Source organism: Streptomyces sp. 2114.4 (genome assembly GCF_900187385.1).
In the GTDB taxonomy this organism is placed as follows: domain Bacteria; phylum Actinomycetota; class Actinomycetes; order Streptomycetales; family Streptomycetaceae; genus Streptomyces; species Streptomyces mooreae.
In genome coordinates this window covers 6,644,521-6,661,813 of sequence record NZ_FYEY01000001.1, presented here as the reverse complement: position 1 = coordinate 6,661,813, position 17,293 = coordinate 6,644,521, and the positions used below count along the sequence as shown (strand labels likewise).

Genomic DNA, 17,293 nt, shown 5'->3' with positions numbered 1-17,293 from the left:
GTCGATCGGTCGCGTGGTCGGAGCCTTCCGGCTCAGAAGATCCAGGCCAGGTAGAGGCTGAGCGCCGCACCACCGGCGCCGCCCAGGACCAGCCGCTTCATCCAGGCACTCGCGCGGGTTCCGGCGATCAACCGGCCCACGGCCACGGCCTGTCCCCTGCTCGGCATGATGCCGGTCGCGGCGAACGGGATCCCCAGCGCGGCGACGATCCAGCCGAGGAAGAACAGCGCGCACCAGCGCCAGATCTCGCCGAAGCCGGTGGCGAGGTAGCCGCTCACGGTCTGCTGGACGGGGATGCGGTCGCCCCGTTCGCGGTCTGCCGTGATGGTCGCCTCGTGATCGACGGTCGTTCCGTCGTCTGCGCGGAAGGTGCCGGCGCACACCGTCTTGTCGCTGTGGTGACGGCTTCCGTGGTCGATCCAGCAGCGCTCGACCGTGAGCGTGCCGTGACGACCGACGAGGCCCGCTGCGTGCGTCGAGTTGTACAGCGAGAAGCCGGCGCAGAGGAGCGCCAGAAAGAAGAAGAGGCCGCCGAAGAGACGCCCTTTCACACTCGGCGCGGGCATCGAGACGAACGGACCCGGCGTCCCCAGTCCTGACTCCAGCATGGCGCTACCACCCCCTCCACTCCGGCTGCTCCCGTGATCGCTCACCTTACTCAGACGTCGTTTCACTTGGTGAGGCGGCGGTAGCCGATGAGAGTCGCTGCTATGCCGACGAAGGCGAGGAAGTGTTCGGCCTTGCGTTCATAGCGGCGGTGCAGGCGGCGGCATCCGGCGAGCCAGGAGACCGTCCTTTCGACGACCCAGCGGTGGCGGCCCAGCCGGGTGGAGGACTCGATGCCCTTGCGGGCGATGCGGTGGGCGATGCCTTTCTTACGGAGCCATCGGCGCAGGTGGTCGTAGTCGCAGCCCTTCTCGGCATGGAGCTTGGCTGGATGCCGGCGGCGCGGTCCGCGGCGGGAGCGGATGGGCGGGATCCCGCCCACGAGTGGTTCCAGTCCGAGGCTGTCGTGCATGTTGGCGCCGGAGATGCCCAGGGACAGTGGCAGCCCGTTGCGGTCCGTGATCAGGTGGATTTTCGGTCCGCTCTTGCCTCGATCGGTCGGATTCGGTCCGGTCAGTGGCCCCCTTTTGCCGCCCTGACGCTGACGGAGTCAATCGCACACCGCGACCAGTCCAACGCTCCGCGGGCGCCGAGCTCGTCGAGGATGACGCGGTGCAGCCTGGCCCACACCCGGTCCCGGCTCCACTGAGCGAAGCGCCGGTAGACGGTGGGCCAGGCCGGCCCGAACACCGGCGGCAGTTGCCGCCACGTGCAGCCCGAGATGGCCACGAAGATGATCGCTGCCAGACAGGCGCGGTCACCGGCCCGTCGGCGGCCGCCGCCTTGCGGGCGTATGACCTCCGTCGGCGGAACCACCCGCCGGAACAGCACCCACAACTCGTCCGGCACCAACCGCTCAACCAGATCCGTCATGCACGACTCAACGAGCGATCACACCATCAGAAACGGCGTCTTAGTGGGGAGCTACCTGGCCGCCGTTGGCGACGATCGGTGATCGTGGGCTGTGAGGAGTCGGTGGGGTGGTCACAAGGTAAGCAGGAAGTCCTCGAGGGTCTCATTGAAGACGTCCGGGATTTCCATGTTGGGGTAGTGGGCGGTCCCGTCGATTGAGATCGCGTGACCGTTGGCGACGGTGTTGGTGAGGCGTACAGCCATGCCGAGGTGGTCGGGTGAGTCGACGGCGCCATTGATGGCCAGCATGGGCACGTCGATCTTGGCGGCACGATCCCAGGTGTCGCGGACGGGGATGCGCAGGTCGGGCTCGTCGGCGGTGTGCTTGGACAGGGTGCTGAGGGTCATCTCGCGCAGGCGGTCGACGACTTTGGGATCGAGATCGTCGAGGCTGCGGTGCGGGCCCGCAGCGAAGAGCGTGAACGCCTCGACGGCGGCATCCAGGTCGCCGTCGGCCATTGCCGCGTGCCATGCGGTCCAGGTTCGGGTGGTCCAGGGGTCGATGAAAGACGGCTCGCTGGTCCCGGCACCGCTGACGACCACGGCGCTGACCAGTTCTGGATGCTCCAGCGCGGTGTCGACCGCGATGCTGCCCCCCATGGAGACGCCTACCAGGACCGCGGGGCCGGTGTCCAAGTGTCGTAGCAGCGCGGCGAGGTCGTCGGTGTGCCGGAACGATTCGGTGGCGTTGGGCGACCGGCCGTGGCCGCGGGCATCGGGCGCGATGACGCGGTACCGCGCGGCGAGGGTGGGTATCTGATCGCCCCACATGCGGTGGTCCAGGAATCCGCCGTGCAGCAGGACGAGGGGTTGGCCGGTGCCGGTGTCGAGCCAGAACAGATCACTCATGACAACCAAGGTGTCATCATTGGAGGCGAATGGCAACCTAGGTGTCATCATGGTGAGGTGAATGAAACAGACCGTGGCCTGGCGTCCGAAGAACTGACCGACCGACTCACCGAGGTGTTCGACCTCGTGGGGCCGCTGTACCGACGCACACAGCGCAAGGTGGAGCAGGACGTGTCCGTCGAGGGGCTGTCGGTGGGAGTGCGGGCCGTGCTCAACTTGCTCCGCGAGCAGGGACCCATGACCGTCCCTCAGATGGGTCGGGCACAGGCGTTGAGCCGCCAGTTCGTGCAGCGCATGGTCAATGACGCCACTGCGCACGGTTTGGTCGAGTCCGCCCCCAATCCGGCCCACAAGAGGTCATCCCTCATCCAGCTGACCGAACAGGGCCGGTTCGCCATCACCACCGTGATCGACCGCGAACGTGCAGTGCTGCGCCAGGTCGGCGGTGACCTTACCGACGCAGAGGTCGACGCCTGCCTCCGAGTTCTCTCCCGCCTCCTCGAACTCCTGGGCAACGTCGACGTCGACTGAGACGCCGTTTCTAATGGCGTGATGGTTCGTTGAGCCGTGCATGACGGATCTGGTGGAACGGTTGGTACCGGAGGAGTTGTGGACTCTGTTCCGGCGAGTGGTCCCGCCAACGGAAGTCATACGCCCGCAAGGCGGCGGCCGTCGCCGAGCCGGTGACCGTGAATGCCTGGCAGCGATCATCTTCGTGGCCACCTCGGGGTGTACCTGGCGGCAGCTGCCGCCGGTGTTCGGGCCAGCTTGGCCCACCGTCTACCGGCGCTTCGCCCGATGGAGCCGGGACCGGGTCTGGGCCAGGCTCCACCGGGTCGTCCTCGACGAACTCGGTGCGCGAGGTGAGCTGGACTGGTCGCGGTGTGCGATCGATTCCGTCAGCGTCCGGGCGGCAAAACGGGGCCTATGACCGGACCGAATCCGACCGACCGCGCCAAGTTGGGATCGAAGATCCACCTGATCACCGATCGGAACGGCCTGCCACTGTCCCTGGGCATCTCCGGCGCCAACATGCACGACAGTCTCGGCCTGGCGCCGCTTGTGCGTGGAATCCCGCCCATCCGGTCCCGCCGCGGCCCTCGTCGCAGACGTCCGGCGAAGCTGCACGCCGACAAGGGCTACGACTACGACCACCTGCGGCGATGGCTCCGCGAGCGCGGCATCGCCCACCGCATCGCCCGCAAAGGTGTCGAGCCCTCGCAACGGCTCGGCCGCCACCGCTGGGTGGTCGAGAGAACGGTGGCCTGGCTGAGCGGCTGCCGACGACTCCACCGACGCTACGAACGCAAGGCGGAACACTTTCTTGCTTTCGTCGGCATAGCCGCAGCCCTCATCGGCCATCGCCGACTCGCACAACGTCTTAATGCCAAACGCCATCAAGCCGAGGAACTCGCCGAGACGTGACGACCCTCGACATCCTCGACGCCGCCTTGCCGGCATGAGCCCCGAGGACTCGAGTAGTGGCTGGCAACCGCTTGTTAAGAAGCCGTCGAGGCCATCCACCCGCCAGACAGCGCTACCGTGAAGAGGCAACCGGCCTCCCCGAGGCCCCCGATCGCCAACCTCACGGCACCTTGATAACGAAACAGCAAAGCCCTCACAAACGGCCAGGTCACGAAGGGTCCGCTCCGCGCACGCGGAGATGTTCCCGGAGTTCTACCGCGAGGGCCGTGTGCCCCTGCGTCCGCTCCGCGCACGCGGAGATGGGCGCCCGGTGTAGCCCTATGAGCATCCGCACCGCCTGGGACGGAACAGGGAGCTTGGAGGATCCTTCCAGGGCGTTGGGGTTCTCGCGTGCGAAGGGGTACGGCCTGGCTCGTCGCGGGGAGTTCTTGTGCCGTGTGCTGCGTATCCGCCGTGGTACACGTGTCGTCACCGCGTCCCTGCTCGGTGTGCTCGAAGCGGAGAGCCGGAGTGCAGCAGTGCAGCAGTGCAGCAGTGCCCGAGCCTGACACTGCGCCCGCCTAGTCCGCCGCACGCAGAAGCCCCGCCGGAGCATGAGCACATTCCGGCGGGGCAGCTCGTCGCACGCGCTCTCACACAGCCCCTATGAGCGGGGTCTGGCTGTAGCTGTTTGACCAGGTGGAAGACCTCGCGGGCCGCATAGCGTTTGAGTCCTCCGAGTCACGTCAGGTGGCTGTGACGTTGGGCGGCGGGATGGCTGTCGGGGGCGTAAGGAGTGGCGTTGTGCCAGCAGGCCCATATGACGCGGAGCCATGCGCGGGCGACGAGCCAGGTGGCGTGAGGGTTGCGTTTTCCACGTGCCCGGGCCTTTGCACAGAGGCTGGCGGCTCAGTCTGCCGTTCGGTGTCTGAGGTGTAGAGCCGCTGGTAGGCCCATTCCTCCAGCAGGGCGCGGTGGAAGCGTGCGGCCTTGCCGTTGGTGTGGGGCCGCCAGGGTCGTGTCCAGCGTGGGCTGATGCCCAGCCGGCAGCAGATGTTGCGCCAGGTGTTCTTGGTGCAAGCCCAGGCGTTGTCGGTCAGGACGCGTTCGGTGGTGATGCCGTGGGCGGCGAACCAGGCGGTGGCCCGCAGGAAGGCGGCATATTTGAGGGGCGCGTCGGGGAGGTCTTCGGCGTAAGCGAGGCGGGAGTGGTGGTCCAGGGCGGTGTGCAGGTAGGCGTGGCCGGCGGGTGGGCTCGTCGAGCGGCGTTCAGCGGCACAGGGTGCGCAGGGTGGTGAGGCAGTCCGCGGCCCGGCGCTGCGGGACGGTGTCGGTGCTGGCCCAGGCGATCCGGGCGTCCGGCCGGATCAGGACGGCGGTGACGTCCCGCCAGATCGCTTGCGCAGCCTCGGAGTTGCCGGTTCCTGCCCGCTGCTCCAAACCCTCCGCGGGGCACGGTGTCCGCGTCCCGCCGAGGTCCAGCAACAGTGGTCGGCCGTGGTGCATCAACGGGTGGGCGGTGGGTGCATCGGCCGCGTCGAGGGCAAGGCCGGCCAGTCGGGTGCCGTTCAGCGGGTGCGCGCCGGGTGTGGTGTCGTCGGGGAGCGGGTCGTCGAAGCCGGCGATCCGGCGGGCCCACTGGCGGTTGGTCTGCGGTTCGGCGAGCGCGGCGGACCAGACCTCGCGCAGGGCGATCTGCTCCGGGCTCGCCGCGGCGAACAGGGCGAGCTGCGCGCGGGTGTTGTCGATGACGGCGCGGGCGGCCGGTCGGCGCTCCGTGTCGTAGCTGTCGAGCAGTCCGTCGGGCGCCCGGTGCTGGAGGGTGGCGGCCAGCTTCCAGCCCAGGTTGGTGGCGTCCTGGATGCCGAGGTTCATGCCCTGCCCACCGGCCGGGAAGAACATGTGCGCCGCGTCCCCGGCCACCAGCACCCGTCCGGCCCGGTACCGCGTGGCCTGGCGGGTGGCGTTGCCGTAGCGCGACAGCCACCGGGGGTTGCGGATGCCGAGGTCCCGTCCCAGCAGCGTGCGGGTCTGCTCGCGCACCTCCTCCAGGGTCAGCGGTTCGCGGGTCCCGCGGTGCATGGTGGCCGTGGAGAGTCCCGCCAGCCGGTGGACGCCGTCGCCGATCGGGGCCGCCAGGAACGAACCGGCCGGCCCGGTGGCGGCGAGCGGCGCGGTGGGCGGATCGTCGAGTTCTACGTCGGCGAGCCACCCGGTCAGCGTGGTGTCCTGGCCGGGGAAGTCGATGCCGGCGGCCTGTCGTACCGCGCTGCGGGTGCCGTCGCAGCCCACCACCCAGCGGACCTGCACCGTCCGGTGGGTGCCGCCGGCCCGGATCACCACCTCGACGGCGTCCGGCCCCTGGGTGAGCGAGACGACCTCCTGCCCGCGCAGCACCCGGGCGCCCACGGCGACCGCGTGCTCTTCCAGGAGTTGCTCGGTGACGGACTGGCCGAGCGCAAGCATGAAGGGGTGGATCGCCCCGACGGTGGAGAAGTCCAGCCGGGTGGTCGCCGCCCCGAAGTGACCGGTCGGCACCGGGGTTCCGCGTTCGATGAACCGCTGCGCGAGACCGCGGGTGGCGAAGGTGTCCAGCGTGCCGGCCTGCATGCCGACCGCGCGCGACCGCCCGTCCGGTGCCGCCCGGCGCTCCACCACGGCCACCTCCACCCCCCGCAGGCGCAGCTCCGCGGCGAGCCAGAGCCCCACCGGACCGGCCCCGGCGATGAGCACGTCAAGCATGGCGACCACTTCCTTTCACTCTTCTCCGACTGCGTGTTCCCCGCCTCGAGCGCCGTCGGATGAGACAGACGCCGACGCACTGTGCAGCAGCGGGGAGTTCGGGCATCGCTCGGTTTCACATGCTCCGACCAGCGGAGCTGACAGCCGCCTCCTTCGCGGCGGGGCGGCGTCAGGGCGATCGCAGGCCACGTGGGGAAAGCCCGACGGGACAGCCCCGGCCGGGAAGCCGCGATGAACCGGATCGCCACCGACCCGCGCACCGCCCGACGATTCGACGCCCGGCGCGTGCGCCTGTTCGCTCCCCCGGGTGCCGGACAGCCGCCGGCAGCACACGCCGCGTTACGCGGCATCGGCGAGGATCCGCTCCACTGCCGGGGAGCGGGGCCGGAAGACGTCGTTGAGGCCGATGGCGCGCAGGGCGGGAGCGAGTTCCCGCATTTGCGCGACAAGGGCCGCGTACTCGGGAGTGCCCTCGGTGAGCTGGTCCAGTCGTAGGGCGTTGGCGACGAATGCGGCCACCGAACCCTTGCGGACGGTCAGCCCGTTCATCGCGGTCGAGTCGATGCCCTCGGGCAGGACATCTTCCGGGCGCACGGCGGGCTGGTGCTGGTGCGAAGACGAATGCGTCATGACTATCCTTTGCGTGCTTGATGTACGTGCTTTCTGCACGCAGATTACGTTAGCAGGACTCCGTGCTTCTTGCACGTATCCTCAAGGGGTGAGTAAAACGACACGTGACAGCACGTCCGCCGCCCGCGTGGCCTCAGCCATCGGGGCACTGACCCTGCGCGCCACCCGTGCCGGGCTCTACGGCCGGCTGACCTCCGGGGTGGAGGGCGTGGACGCCACGACCTACCCCGTGCTGTCCGGGCTCGCCCGCGTGGGGCCCGTCACCGCCACCAAGCTCGCCGAGGCGATCGGGATGGAGCGCACCGTCACCACCCGGTACGCGACCAGGCTGCAGGAGGCCGGGCTGATCGCCCGCCGTCCCGACCCTGCTGACGCCCGTGCGACCAGGCTGGCCCTCACCGTCGAGGGCGAGAGGGCAGTCACGGCGTTGCGTGGGGCGATGGAGTCCTTCGTGGCGGAGGAGATGGCGACGTGGCCGCCGGATGAGGCCGCCGCCTTCGCCACGCGCCTGGAGCGTCTGACACAGTCGCTCGCCCAGGGCGAGGCGGACCGTTCGCGTTGATGCGGGCTCAGCTGGAACGAGCGCCCCAGACAGATCGGCCGGCTAGAAGATCACTGAAGATGTTGGGAGTTCTGGCTCCGGATCTTGTGGTCCGGAGCCAGTCCGGTGGGCATGCGGGGTGATTGGGCCGGGGAGGCGATCGGGCCCGATGTGCGGGAGACCTGCCGGGAGTTGATCCTGCCGGGCAGCGTCTTCGCATTCCTGGCCGAGCACCGCGAAATGCTGTTCTCGGCGGTGATGTTCGCCGATATGTATCCGTCGTCCAACGGGCGGCCGTCCATGCCGCCCCAGGTGCTGACCGCCGCCGTGGTGCCGCAGAGTCTGCATGGCCGCCTGGGTCGCCAAGCCCGCTGCCCTAGGTCTGCTGTTCGGGGAGGTTGGCGACGCGGCTCATTTCTGCCAGGAAGGCCCGCACGCGCGGCGTTTCGGTCTCGGTGCCCGTGGCCACGAGCACGCTGCGGGACACGGTCGGCCGGCAGCGAACGAAGCGCACGCTGCTGGGAGCCGAGGCACGGACCACGCGCGGCACCAATGTCACTGCGAGTCCAGCCGCGACCAGGCGGAGTTGCGTGGCGTAGTCGGACACGCAGTAGCGCACCTCCGCTTCCACCTCGTGTGCGCGCAGCAGTTGCCGCAGTGCTTCGTGCGCGTCGCTCCCCGCAGGACAGCTGGTCCAGAGTTCTCCGTGGAGTTCATCGAGTGCCACGAACTCCCGGCCGGCCAGTGGGTGTCCCTCCGGAACCGCCAACTGCGCGTCCTCGTGCATCAGGAGGGTGGTGCGTACTCCGGGCGGCAGGTGCGCCGGGTGGTGGTCCCAGCTCTCCGTGACGACGGCGTCGAGCTGGCGTGCTTGGAGCATCGGGATCATGTCGACCGCTTCGCCGTCGCGCAGTGAGGGTTCGAGGCGGGGGTGGCGTTCGATGAGGCGGTGCAGCACGTCAGGGACCAGCGTGCGGAGAACACTGGCGACACCACCTATGCGCAGGGGTCCGGCGACGAGACCGTGCAAGTTGGCGAGGTCTCGTTCGGCGTCCGCGAGCGTGGACACCATGGTGTGTGCCGAACCGGCGAGGATGTGGCCGGCGCTGGTCAGCCGGATGCCACGGCCGTCCCGCTCAACGAGTTGGCATTGGACCTCCTTCTCCAGTTTTCGCACGTGCTGGGACACTGCGGGCCCTGTGATGTGCAGAGCGGCGGCTGCTTCGCTCACGGAGCCGAAGCGTGCGACGGCCGCGAAAACCCGTAGCCTCTCCCAAGTGATCACGTAAGCCAGGCTAATGCTTTTGGCTAATGAATCTTGAATAGTGCTACCCGGCTCACGCTGGGACCGTGGATGTTGTGGATGCGACCTCAACGCTCTCCGTGGCGACTTCCGATGACACCGAGCGGGCTCCCCGGCGCAGTTCAACAGCCCCAGCGGGGTTGGTCATCGGTGGAGCCGCCTGTTTGTCCGTTTCGGCAATGTTCGTCAAGCTCGCCGACATCACCGCAGGCACCGCGGCATTCCTGCGCTGCGCCCTTGCCCTGGGCATTCTTGTGCCACTGCTTGTTCACGAGATACGGCGCAATGGGCGGCTGGCGCGGAAACTTCAGGGATATGCGGCGCTCGCAGGCGTCTTCCTCGGCATTGATTACGTCATGTGGACCATGAGCATCCTGGATGTGGGGGCTGCAGTCGCCACGGTGCTCATCAACGTACAGGTCATCGCCTTCCCGTTGCTGGCGCGGCTCATCGGCGGCACGGTCATGTCTCGTCGTTTCCTGTGCACCACACCCGTGATGTTGGGTGGCATCACTCTGGCCAGCGGCGCTCTGCAGGGCGGTGCGGAAGACGGCAGCCCGGTGCGCGGCACGCTGCTGGGCGTGGGCGCCGGTGTTGCCTATGCCGCCTATCTGTATCTCAACCGGCTGTCAGGTGAGCGCAGCCCCGTGCACGTGGTGACGCCGGTCTGCATTTCCACCGCGGCCGCTGCGGTGACCGCGGGGGTGGTCGGTCTGTTCACCACCGGCATCACCCTGTCGATGTCGCCGGCCTCGTGGGGCTGGATCATCGCGCTCGCTCTGCTGGGACAGGTGGCGGCCTGGCTGTTGATCAGTACCGGGACACCCCAGCTCGCGCCGAACACTTCTGCCGCCTTGTTGCTGCTGCAGCCGGTCATGGCCATGGGATGTGGCCTGTTCATCCTCAGGGAGAAGGCGACTGCGTGGCAGCTCGCCGGCTGCGTGGTGGTGATCGCCGCGGTGTGGTTCTCGCACCGCACACCGCGCAAGGGCGCAGACAGCGGGCCCTGACGGAAGTACCGGTACGCGCCACTGCGCCGGATGGCTGCCGGCCACCTCCGCCTGGACACGGCCCACCCGCTGGACCTCCCCGGCCCTCCGCACAGGTTCGAACACCCCGTCCAACGTCGCCTCGTCCGGATGGGACCAGGGCCTCGCCTTGGTCCCGGTGGTGATCAGCTGGCGGTCGTAGGGGACTGCCGGAGTTTGTGGCGTCGTTGCCGGGCGAGTCGCCGTTGCGGGGGAAGTACGGGGAACCGGCGGAGTACGTCGTCCAGTGGCTGCTGCCGGTCGGTGCGGCCGTGCTGGGCATCGTGCTGCTGGTGGCCGGCGAGGTAGCAGCCGACGTCCTACTGCTGGCCGGCGCCGGCGCGGTGGGTTTCTGGTTTCCCCGTCTGGCGGCGGCTGCGGAGGAGGCGCGGGCCGTGTGGGCGCGGTCGTTGGTCTGTCGGCAGTGCCCGGCCGTGTTTCCGCGGGAGGATGCGGTGACGGTCTGAGTGTTTGGTCAGGGCTCATGAGGCTCTTGGTGAAGCTGACCCAAGAGCGTTTTAGAGCAGATCGCTGGGATACCCAGGATCGCTTCGTCGGCCAGCGCGGCAGCCAGTTCGGTGAGGTTGTGCCGTACGCTGCGCAGCGGTTCGAGTTCGGAGTAACGGTCGACGCCGATGAGGACACAGGCCGAGCGCGCGGCGTCGATCCCAAGTGCGTCCTCGGTGTCCGCGCCCTCCGTCGCCGCGTCGACGGTCACCTCCCCGCCTCCTGCTCCGTATCTGGACCCGGCTCCGGCTCCGGCTCTTGACCGTCCCCGGCGATCGGCCGCACCGAGACGCCCGGGAAGGCCTCCCGAAGGGCTTCCAGTTCCCCGGGCATGGCACCCACGACCTGGATAACGACTTGGGACCGAGGCCTGCGCCCGTCCCGCCAAGCAGCGTAGGAGAACGGCAGCTGCGCCAGCGTCGCGAGCGTGGACACCAGCGCGAGCACGGCCTCCAGGTCGCCGCCCATCTCGTCCGGCCTGGCCGGTCCGCGCACCGGCTCGATCGGGATCCGGCCGCGCAGCGAACGGTCATCGCGCAGCCAGGTGTAAAGCGACCGCAGCTCCTGCCGACTGTCCGGACCGATCAGCTCGAACCTGATGTCCATCGCACTCCCCCGGGCTCACACGTCAGCTCGCTCTCAGTGTGCCCCCTGTCACTGACATAACTTCCCTGTCTTCACGGGATGTTCCTCGTCCGGACACTTTCCGGCCCCCGGAGCGGAACCAGCCGGGAACGCCACGTCGTGGCGACACTCCGGCCCCGTGACGGACGAAAACACGTTGGCCGGCCGCCGACGAGCTGCCACGATTCCCCTGATTCCCAAGCGGAGGGCATTTGTTCGTGTTCGTGTGTGCGGGGTGCGGCGCCAGACTGACCACTCCGCTCCCCCAGGTCGCCCTGCCGGCCCACGCCCGTCAGAAGTAGTTGGGCCCGCCCCCGACAGAGGGGGCGGGCCGGCTGCCTGAGCGGAGGGGTGGGAGATGGGCTCGACCTCGGGTTCGGAGGAGCCGTCGACGACGGGCTCGTCCTCGGGCGCCTCAGAGGTGAGGTGAAGGCCGATCACGCCACCGATGATCGCGAGGAAGCAGAACACCTTGCCGAGCGTGATCTCCTCGCCGTACAGCACCGCCGCCAGGAGGACGGAACCGACGGCACCGATACCGGTCCAGACCGTGTAGCCGATGCCGACGTCAATGGACTTCAGGGCGAGACTGAGGATGTAGACACCGCCGCCGCCCGCGACGACAGTGATGATGGACGGGACGAGCTTGGTGAAGCCGCCGTTCGCGCCGGAGCTGAGTGCGAAGACGACCTCGATCGCCGCGGCGGTCAGGAGCAGCGTCCAGGCGGTCGCGGCGCTCTGCTTCTGGGGGGCCGGCTGCTGGGGTGCATTCATCGTCACACCCCCGAGAGCGACTTGAGACCGACGACGCCGCCGATGATGGCGAGGAAACAGACCACCTTGGCCGGGGTGATCTTCTCCTTGAAGATAGTGCGCCGAAGAGCACCGTTCCGACCGCTCCGACCCCGGTCCAGATCGGATAGCCGACCCCCACGTCCAGGGTCTTGAGTGCGAGGCTGATGAAGTAGATGCCGCCTATGACGCCGACCACGGTGATCACTGACTCTTTGAGCTTGGTGAAGCCCTGGGAGGCGCTCGCACCGAGCGCGAAGATGATCTCGAAGACAACGGCGAGGGCTAAGTAGATCCAGGCCATGGTGGTGAAGGTATTCCTCTCAGACGGTCGATGCTCGGGCTGGGGCCTCGTCGGCCAACGACCCACTGCCCGCGACCACATCGTGGTCGGCGAACATGTCGGGATGCTTGGCACGCATCCGCTCCAGTAGGAGGTCGAAGGGGACGTCACCGTAGGCACCGTAATCCTTCAGGAATTCCATCCGGGCGCCGTCATGTCCGTCGTACGGGCGGTAGAGGCTGTCCGACGCGCCGTCGAACTCCAGTGGCGCCATGCCGTACAGACGACACAGCAGTTTGTTGAAGACCGGGGTCACCCGCAGCCAACGTCCGCCGAGGTGGATGGAGACCAGACCGTGGTGGAAGACCACCCCGCCGACCATCTTCTTCAGCCGGTCCGAGGCGAGATGGTTGCGCACATGGGCGTACACCAGACGGCTGGGGATGCCGACGGCGCGCACGGCGGGGGCGTACAGAATGGATTTGTGGACGCAGAAGCCCACTCCGGCACCTGCTCGACATGGGCATCGGCCACGTCCGCATCAGGCCCCGCACCCCGCGGCTGAACGGCAAGGTCGAACGATCTCACCGCATCGATTCCGAAGAGTTCTACCGCCTCCTGGAGGTGCACGTCATCGATGACGTCAACCTCTTCAACACCAAGCTCCAGGAGCGGGAGGACTACTACAACTACGATCGCCCCCACGGCGCACTCACCGCCCAGACACCCTACGAACGACTCCGACAGAAAGCCCAGAACCCACTGTCATAGGCCCCGTCAGCTGCACACCTAGAGCGTTTCGACAACCGACGCCGACTGGCGCCGCTCCTGGCCATATACCGACCGTACCGCAGTCCAGCGCGCGCACCTCGGACTGCCGCTGCTGCCACAACGACGATCGGTTCGTTCCCGCAGACCATCGAGCTGCGCACGGCACGGGCCGATCTGCTGACCGGGCGGATCGACACGGCCGACTGCGAGGACCGGGTCACCACATCCGCGTCCTGCCCGGCGGACTCACCGAGGAGGACGGCGCCGCGGCCGCCCGCACTCTGCTGGCCGCCCGTCCACGGCCCAGCGCGGTCCTCGCGTTCAACGCCCGCTGTGCGACGGGTGTCCTCGACGCTTCCTGCGCGCCGGTGTCCCGTCCTCGACGAGATGTCCGTGGTCGGCTTCGACGACAGCCGCCTGGCCCGCCTCGCCCACATCGGCCTGACCACTGTCGGACAGGACATCCCGCGCCTGGCGGAACTCGCCGTCGGCCGGGCCATCGCCCGGATGGAGGCGGAGGCGGCGCCGGGCCCCGAGACCGTCATCGCGCCGCGACTCGTGGTCCGCGCGACCACGGCGGCGCCGCGCCGGGCCCTGTCGTAACTCCCGTCGTCCGCCCGCCGGACAGGCCAGGCGTCGCCCGGCAGGCGCGAGGCCGACAACAGGGCTCCAGGGCTCCGGGCTGAGGACCCAAGGCTGACGGGATCACCCGGACGGCGCCGACCGGATGGCGTCGGGCGCCGACGCGCGGCAGGGCGCGGGCGCTCTTATGCTGGAGGTTCAGGACCTTGCGGCCCGTGTCCCAGGGCATTGCCGTGACCTGCGGCTTCTGTGCAGTCGCGCCGTAGGCGGACGCATGTTCATCCCGCGCTGGTGCTCACACGGGTGTGCACACACGCTCGTGCTCGGAGTTGCGGAACGTGGCCTCGCATGGTGGGGAGTCACTCCATGACGCATTCCCGTTTGTGTCGGGCTGCTGCGACGGCTGCCGCGGCAGGGATGTTCGCACTGCCGGTCGCGGGCGTGGCCGGATGCGGTGGCCCCGCCGTGCCGGCGAAACCGTCGCCGTCCGTTTCCCCATCGGCGTCCCCGGACGAGGTCCGTGACATCACCCCTGGCGTAACGCAGCAACTCGACACCGTCGTCCAGCAGATCATGCGGGAGGCGAACATCCCGGGTGTGACCGTGGGACTGTGGACGCCCGACGGTAACTATGTGCGGTCCTTCGGGCTCGCCGACCAGAGCAACGGCCAGGCCATGTCGCCGGATCTGTACATGCGGATCGGGAGCGTGACAAAGACGTTCACCGTGACGGCGCTGCTGCAGCTGGTCGACCGGCACAAGGTGGACCTGGACGATCCGATCGGGAAGTACGTCGAAGGCGTACCCAACGGAAGCAAGATCACCCTGCGCGAGCTGGCCGGGATGCGCAGCGGCCTGTTCAACTACTCCAAGGACGAGGCCTTCTACCAGGCATTGACGTACGACCCACACCAGCCGTTCGCCCCGAAGGAGTTGCTCAGCTACGCCTTCCAGCACCCTGTGCTGTTCCCGCCGGGAAAGAAGTACGAGTACTCCAACACCAACCTCATCCTGCTCGGCCTCGTCATCGAGAAAGTCACCGGTCAGCAACTGCACGACTACATCAAGAAGGACGTCCTTGAACCGACCGGCCTGGACCACACGCTCCTGCCGGTCGACGCCACGTTCCCGACTCCGCACGCGCAGGGGTACACGACCCAGACCGCGAACGGCGACGTCCAGGACGCGGCCGACTGGAACTCTTCATGGGCCTGGGCGGCCGGCGCGATGATCTCCAATCTGCAGGACCTGCGCGTATGGGCGCGTGCGGTGGCCACGGGCAAACTGCCCGGCGGCGGCGACCTGATCAGTCCCGCCCTGCAGAAGCAGCGGCTCACCACACCACCGACCCCCATCCCGGGCATCGGGTATGGCCTCGGCATCTTCAGCGTCCAGGGGTGGATCGGGCACAACGGTTCGCTGCCGGGCTACGAGTCCCTGGTGGTCTATCTGCCGTCGGCACGGGCGACCCTCGTCGTCCTGTTGAACACCGACATCGACCATGACAACCAGGAGCCCACCACGCTTTTCGGCGAGGAGATCACGAAGATCGTCACGCCGGGCCACGTCTTCAACCTGCCCGCGGAGCCCGCGGCCAGGTAGGCAAGGATGCCGGGGCCGGTGCGGGCGGAAGAGAGGGAAATCCAGTGCTCCGCCGCCGACCGGCTCTCACCAGGCAGTGCGCGCCGCCCCGTTCTCGCGGCGCGCGTTCCGTGACGAGTGAGGGGAGCCAGGCCGTGCGTGAGCGCACCGCTGTCGTCGTTCCCCGGTCACGGTACGAGGTGATCCTAGATGAATGAGTCCGATGTTTGTGCTGGCCGCGACCACGGCGAAGGGCGCCCGTTGGCTCGTGTATGACGCTACCGATTCGCTTGGACCGGAACCATCGACGGCCAGCCGCGATCAGGAAGAGGCCGCGGCACCAACGTGCTCGTCAACCACGCCGGAACCTGGCAGATGCTTCACGAACACCTCAGCGCATCACCGGGCGGCGCCATCGATCCATAGGAATTGACAATTACTCCGGACAAAAACCCACAGTCACAGACCTGAGCACAGGGCCAGCGAGCACGAGGTATGTGGAGAGAGAAATGAAGGCAATCGTCGCGACTGATCAGGGCGCGGAAGCGGCCGGGATCAAGCTGGCGGAGCGGCCTGAGCCGACGCCGGCGATCAACGACGTCGTCGTTGAAGTCCATGCGTCGGGCTTCGTCCCGGCAGAGTGGGAATGGCCCTCGACGTGGGTCGATCGCTCCGGTCACGACCGAGCCCAGGCGATCATCGGCCACGAGTTCGCCGGAGTGGTCACCTCCCTCGGCTACGGCACGACGGGACTCTCGCTGGGCCAGCGGGTGTTCGGGATCACGGACTGGCACCGCGATGGAACCCTGGCCGAGTACGCGGCCGTGGAGGCACGCAACCTCGCGCCGCTGCCCGGGGCCGTCGACTTCACGGTGGGTGCGAGCCTGCCGATCTCCGGCCTGACCGCATGGCAAGGCCTGTTCCGGCACGGTCGTCTTCAGGCGGGGCAGAGCGTCCTCGCACACGGCGCCGCTGGCGCGGTCGGATCCGTGGTGACGCAGCTCGCCCGGGAGTTCGGCGCCTACGTCATCGGTACCGGGCGGGAGCCGGACCGTCAGGCGGCGCTCGACTTCGGCGCGAACGAGTTCCTCGCCCTCGACGACGAGGATCTCGAAGACATCGGAGGGGTCGACCTGGTCTTCGATGTCATCGGTGGTGACATCCAGAGGCGCTCGGCGAGCATCATCCGGCCTGGCGGGACGCTGGTGTCGGTGGTCGGGCCTGCTGAGACTCGCCCTGTCGACGGTCTCGCGGTCGACTTCGTCGTCGAGTCCGTTCCGAGTCAGCTGGTGGAGATCGTCGACCGGGTGCGGGACGGGCGCCTTCGCACGCACATTGGAACCGTCGCGACCCTCGACGACGCCGTCCCCGCGCTCAACCCGACCGAGCGGCGCAAGGGCAAGACCGTCATTCGCGTGCGCCCCTGAGCTTCCTGGAACGGCTGGAGCAGCAGGAGCTGACGAGCGGGAAGTTCAGACAGGCCGAGGCGTGGCCGCTCGTGCGACCCGACCGATGGCTCGTGAACGAGGCGCTTCAAGGCCCACGCCGCCGGAATCGTCGCCGCGGTCGCTGCTGCCGGCGGGTGACGCAGCCTTGCCGCCGGTCGGGAAACCGTCACGGTGACGGTTTCCCGACCGGCACCGAAGCCGAGCTCCTGCGGCAGCCACTCCCATGGGATACCGGTATGCAGTACGAACAGAATCCCCTGCAGACACCACCGGTCGTCCCACGGCAGGCGCCCAGCGTTGCGGGATCTGCACTCACGCACTGGCAACAGAGGCTCGAACCGCCCCCACAAGTCATCCGGGCTCCTCACCTGACGAGCTCGTGCATGGTTGGCGGTGAAGTGCGATGAGCTCTTGATCGTCGATCACGGTGGCGTGGTGGGGAATGCGAACCGTGCGGCAATCATCAGCGATCGGCGGATCACGGGCCTGGCGGCCGATGCGATCGCTGAACTCCTGCCCGAAGTAGATCCGTTGTGGTTGGAACGGCATCAGGCCAGGCCGGCCTCCCGGCCGCGGAAGCGAGCCGTGGGCGCCGGTGCGAAGCACCGGCTGGTGTTCGTCGACCGTCTCCTGGCCACGCTCGTCCATCCGGCAAGAGACCTGGTGCCTCCCAAGCCATCAACGAGGGCG

At 68.3% G+C, this 17,293-nt stretch carries 20 protein-coding genes and 5 pseudogenes; 11 read left to right on the top strand and 14 right to left on the bottom strand.

Annotated features, from left to right (window positions below):
• Positions 1-32 precede the first annotated feature (32 nt).
• The 3 genes from CFW40_RS29415 to CFW40_RS29405 form a co-directional block, all read right to left on the bottom strand.
• Positions 33-608 carry a hypothetical protein gene (locus CFW40_RS29415; RefSeq protein ID WP_088800841.1) on the bottom strand — a complete coding sequence of 192 codons (576 nt, stop codon included), beginning with the start codon at positions 606-608 and terminating at the stop codon, positions 33-35.
• Positions 609-670: 62 nt separating this feature from the next.
• A protein-coding gene (locus tag CFW40_RS29410; RefSeq protein ID WP_371127251.1) for an IS5 family transposase occupies positions 671-1,479 on the bottom strand; the annotation gives its coding sequence in 2 pieces (ribosomal slippage) (positions 671-1,137 and positions 1,137-1,479; 810 coding nt in all).
• Positions 1,480-1,590: 111 nt separating this feature from the next.
• A complete protein-coding gene (locus tag CFW40_RS29405; RefSeq protein WP_088800839.1) occupies positions 1,591-2,367 on the bottom strand; it encodes an alpha/beta fold hydrolase in 777 nt (258 codons plus the stop codon).
• 57 nt (positions 2,368-2,424) lie between these two features.
• On the opposite strand from CFW40_RS29405, the gene CFW40_RS29400 reads away from it, so the two are divergent.
• Positions 2,425-2,898 (top strand): MarR family winged helix-turn-helix transcriptional regulator, encoded by a 474-nt coding sequence (locus CFW40_RS29400; RefSeq protein WP_088800838.1) that lies wholly within the window; start codon positions 2,425-2,427, stop codon positions 2,896-2,898.
• 40 nt (positions 2,899-2,938) lie between these two features.
• A protein-coding gene (locus tag CFW40_RS29395) for an IS5 family transposase (RefSeq protein WP_107452707.1) occupies positions 2,939-3,792 on the top strand; the annotation gives its coding sequence in 2 pieces (ribosomal slippage) (positions 2,939-3,286 and positions 3,289-3,792; 852 coding nt in all).
• Between the two features lie 893 nt (positions 3,793-4,685).
• On the opposite strand, the pseudogene CFW40_RS29385 reads toward CFW40_RS29395, so the two are convergent.
• The 3 genes and pseudogenes from CFW40_RS29385 to CFW40_RS29375 all read right to left on the bottom strand — a co-directional run.
• Positions 4,686-5,048: pseudogene (locus CFW40_RS29385) on the bottom strand (DDE-type integrase/transposase/recombinase); the annotation flags it as partial.
• Positions 5,041-6,513, bottom strand: a complete 1,473-nt coding sequence (locus CFW40_RS29380; protein WP_088800835.1) for an FAD-dependent monooxygenase — start codon at positions 6,511-6,513, stop codon at positions 5,041-5,043. The gene CFW40_RS29380 and the pseudogene CFW40_RS29385, both read right to left, overlap by 8 nt.
• A gap of 339 nt (positions 6,514-6,852) precedes the next feature.
• Positions 6,853-7,143 carry a hypothetical protein gene (locus tag CFW40_RS29375; RefSeq protein ID WP_088800834.1) on the bottom strand — a complete coding sequence of 97 codons (291 nt, stop codon included), beginning with the start codon at positions 7,141-7,143 and terminating at the stop codon, positions 6,853-6,855.
• A gap of 88 nt (positions 7,144-7,231) precedes the next feature.
• Here CFW40_RS29375 and CFW40_RS29370 point away from each other — a divergent pair, with 88 nt between their 5' ends.
• On the top strand, positions 7,232-7,705 hold the full coding sequence (locus tag CFW40_RS29370; RefSeq protein ID WP_256331219.1) for a MarR family winged helix-turn-helix transcriptional regulator: 474 nt from the start codon (positions 7,232-7,234) through the stop codon (positions 7,703-7,705).
• Positions 7,706-8,060: 355 nt separating this feature from the next.
• Here CFW40_RS29370 and CFW40_RS29360 read toward each other — a convergent pair whose 3' ends face one another.
• Positions 8,061-8,969, bottom strand: coding sequence for a LysR family transcriptional regulator (locus tag CFW40_RS29360; RefSeq protein WP_176956353.1), 909 nt, complete (start codon positions 8,967-8,969; stop codon positions 8,061-8,063).
• A gap of 65 nt (positions 8,970-9,034) precedes the next feature.
• On the opposite strand from CFW40_RS29360, the gene CFW40_RS29355 reads away from it, so the two are divergent.
• A complete protein-coding gene (locus tag CFW40_RS29355; RefSeq protein ID WP_371127991.1) occupies positions 9,035-9,997 on the top strand; it encodes a DMT family transporter in 963 nt (320 codons plus the stop codon).
• 197 nt (positions 9,998-10,194) lie between these two features.
• On the top strand, positions 10,195-10,482 hold the full coding sequence (locus CFW40_RS29350; protein ID WP_088800829.1) for a hypothetical protein: 288 nt from the start codon (positions 10,195-10,197) through the stop codon (positions 10,480-10,482).
• Positions 10,483-10,490: 8 nt separating this feature from the next.
• Here CFW40_RS29350 and CFW40_RS29345 read toward each other — a convergent pair whose 3' ends face one another.
• From CFW40_RS29345 to CFW40_RS29325, 5 genes and pseudogenes are all read right to left on the bottom strand, one after another.
• Positions 10,491-10,733, bottom strand: coding sequence for a hypothetical protein (locus tag CFW40_RS29345; protein WP_088800828.1), 243 nt, complete (start codon positions 10,731-10,733; stop codon positions 10,491-10,493).
• Positions 10,730-11,128 (bottom strand): hypothetical protein, encoded by a 399-nt coding sequence (locus CFW40_RS29340; RefSeq protein ID WP_088800827.1) that lies wholly within the window; start codon positions 11,126-11,128, stop codon positions 10,730-10,732. Before CFW40_RS29340 ends, CFW40_RS29345 begins: the two co-directional genes overlap by 4 nt.
• Before the next feature lie 489 nt (positions 11,129-11,617).
• Positions 11,618-11,920: pseudogene (locus CFW40_RS29335) on the bottom strand (multidrug efflux SMR transporter); the annotation flags it as partial.
• A gap of 154 nt (positions 11,921-12,074) precedes the next feature.
• Positions 12,075-12,242: pseudogene (locus tag CFW40_RS38375) on the bottom strand (multidrug efflux SMR transporter); the annotation flags it as partial.
• Positions 12,243-12,261: 19 nt separating this feature from the next.
• Entirely contained in the window at positions 12,262-12,723 is a 462-nt protein-coding gene (locus CFW40_RS29325) for a transglutaminase domain-containing protein (RefSeq protein WP_088800826.1), read from the bottom strand.
• A gap of 17 nt (positions 12,724-12,740) precedes the next feature.
• Here CFW40_RS29325 and CFW40_RS29320 point away from each other — a divergent pair, with 17 nt between their 5' ends.
• From CFW40_RS29320 to CFW40_RS29300, 6 genes and pseudogenes are all read left to right on the top strand, one after another.
• The gene (locus CFW40_RS29320; protein WP_371127252.1) at positions 12,741-12,992 is read left to right on the top strand and encodes an integrase core domain-containing protein; all 252 of its coding nucleotides are present in this window, start codon (positions 12,741-12,743) and stop codon (positions 12,990-12,992) included.
• 22 nt (positions 12,993-13,014) lie between these two features.
• A pseudogene (locus CFW40_RS38370) lies at positions 13,015-13,211 on the top strand (hypothetical protein); the annotation flags it as partial.
• A gap of 114 nt (positions 13,212-13,325) precedes the next feature.
• The gene (locus CFW40_RS38365; protein ID WP_256331220.1) at positions 13,326-13,595 is read left to right on the top strand and encodes a substrate-binding domain-containing protein; all 270 of its coding nucleotides are present in this window, start codon (positions 13,326-13,328) and stop codon (positions 13,593-13,595) included.
• Positions 13,596-13,991: 396 nt separating this feature from the next.
• A complete protein-coding gene (locus CFW40_RS29310; RefSeq protein WP_256331221.1) occupies positions 13,992-15,176 on the top strand; it encodes a serine hydrolase in 1,185 nt (394 codons plus the stop codon).
• Between the two features lie 282 nt (positions 15,177-15,458).
• Entirely contained in the window at positions 15,459-15,581 is a 123-nt protein-coding gene (locus CFW40_RS29305) for a nuclear transport factor 2 family protein (protein ID WP_088800824.1), read from the top strand.
• 83 nt (positions 15,582-15,664) lie between these two features.
• Positions 15,665-16,582 (top strand): NADP-dependent oxidoreductase, encoded by a 918-nt coding sequence (locus CFW40_RS29300; protein WP_088800823.1) that lies wholly within the window; start codon positions 15,665-15,667, stop codon positions 16,580-16,582.
• A gap of 206 nt (positions 16,583-16,788) precedes the next feature.
• On the opposite strand, the pseudogene CFW40_RS36350 reads toward CFW40_RS29300, so the two are convergent.
• Both CFW40_RS36350 and CFW40_RS37300 read right to left on the bottom strand, forming a co-directional pair.
• A pseudogene (locus CFW40_RS36350) lies at positions 16,789-16,971 on the bottom strand (transposase); the annotation flags it as partial.
• Positions 16,955-17,251 carry a hypothetical protein gene (locus CFW40_RS37300; RefSeq protein ID WP_176956354.1) on the bottom strand — a complete coding sequence of 99 codons (297 nt, stop codon included), beginning with the start codon at positions 17,249-17,251 and terminating at the stop codon, positions 16,955-16,957. The gene CFW40_RS37300 and the pseudogene CFW40_RS36350, both read right to left, overlap by 17 nt.
• Between the last annotated feature and the right edge of the window lie 42 nt (positions 17,252-17,293).

Bases quoted from the DNA above. Each gene is read 5' to 3' on its own strand.
- CFW40_RS29405 (WP_088800839.1), bottom strand. From the start codon at position 2,367: ATGAGTGATCTGTTCTGGCTCGACACCGGCACCGGCCAACCCCTCGTC.
- CFW40_RS29380 (WP_088800835.1), bottom strand. From the start codon at position 6,513: ATGCTTGACGTGCTCATCGCCGGGGCCGGTCCGGTGGGGCTCTGGCTC.
- CFW40_RS37300 (WP_176956354.1), bottom strand. From the start codon at position 17,251: ATGGACGAGCGTGGCCAGGAGACGGTCGACGAACACCAGCCGGTGCTT.
- CFW40_RS29340 (WP_088800827.1), bottom strand. From the start codon at position 11,128: ATGGACATCAGGTTCGAGCTGATCGGTCCGGACAGTCGGCAGGAGCTG.
- CFW40_RS29415 (WP_088800841.1), bottom strand. From the start codon at position 608: ATGCTGGAGTCAGGACTGGGGACGCCGGGTCCGTTCGTCTCGATGCCC.
- CFW40_RS29300 (WP_088800823.1), top strand. From the start codon at position 15,665: ATGAAGGCAATCGTCGCGACTGATCAGGGCGCGGAAGCGGCCGGGATC.
- CFW40_RS29320 (WP_371127252.1), top strand. From the start codon at position 12,741: ATGGGCATCGGCCACGTCCGCATCAGGCCCCGCACCCCGCGGCTGAAC.
- CFW40_RS29310 (WP_256331221.1), top strand. From the start codon at position 13,992: ATGTTCGCACTGCCGGTCGCGGGCGTGGCCGGATGCGGTGGCCCCGCC.
- CFW40_RS29375 (WP_088800834.1), bottom strand. From the start codon at position 7,143: ATGACGCATTCGTCTTCGCACCAGCACCAGCCCGCCGTGCGCCCGGAA.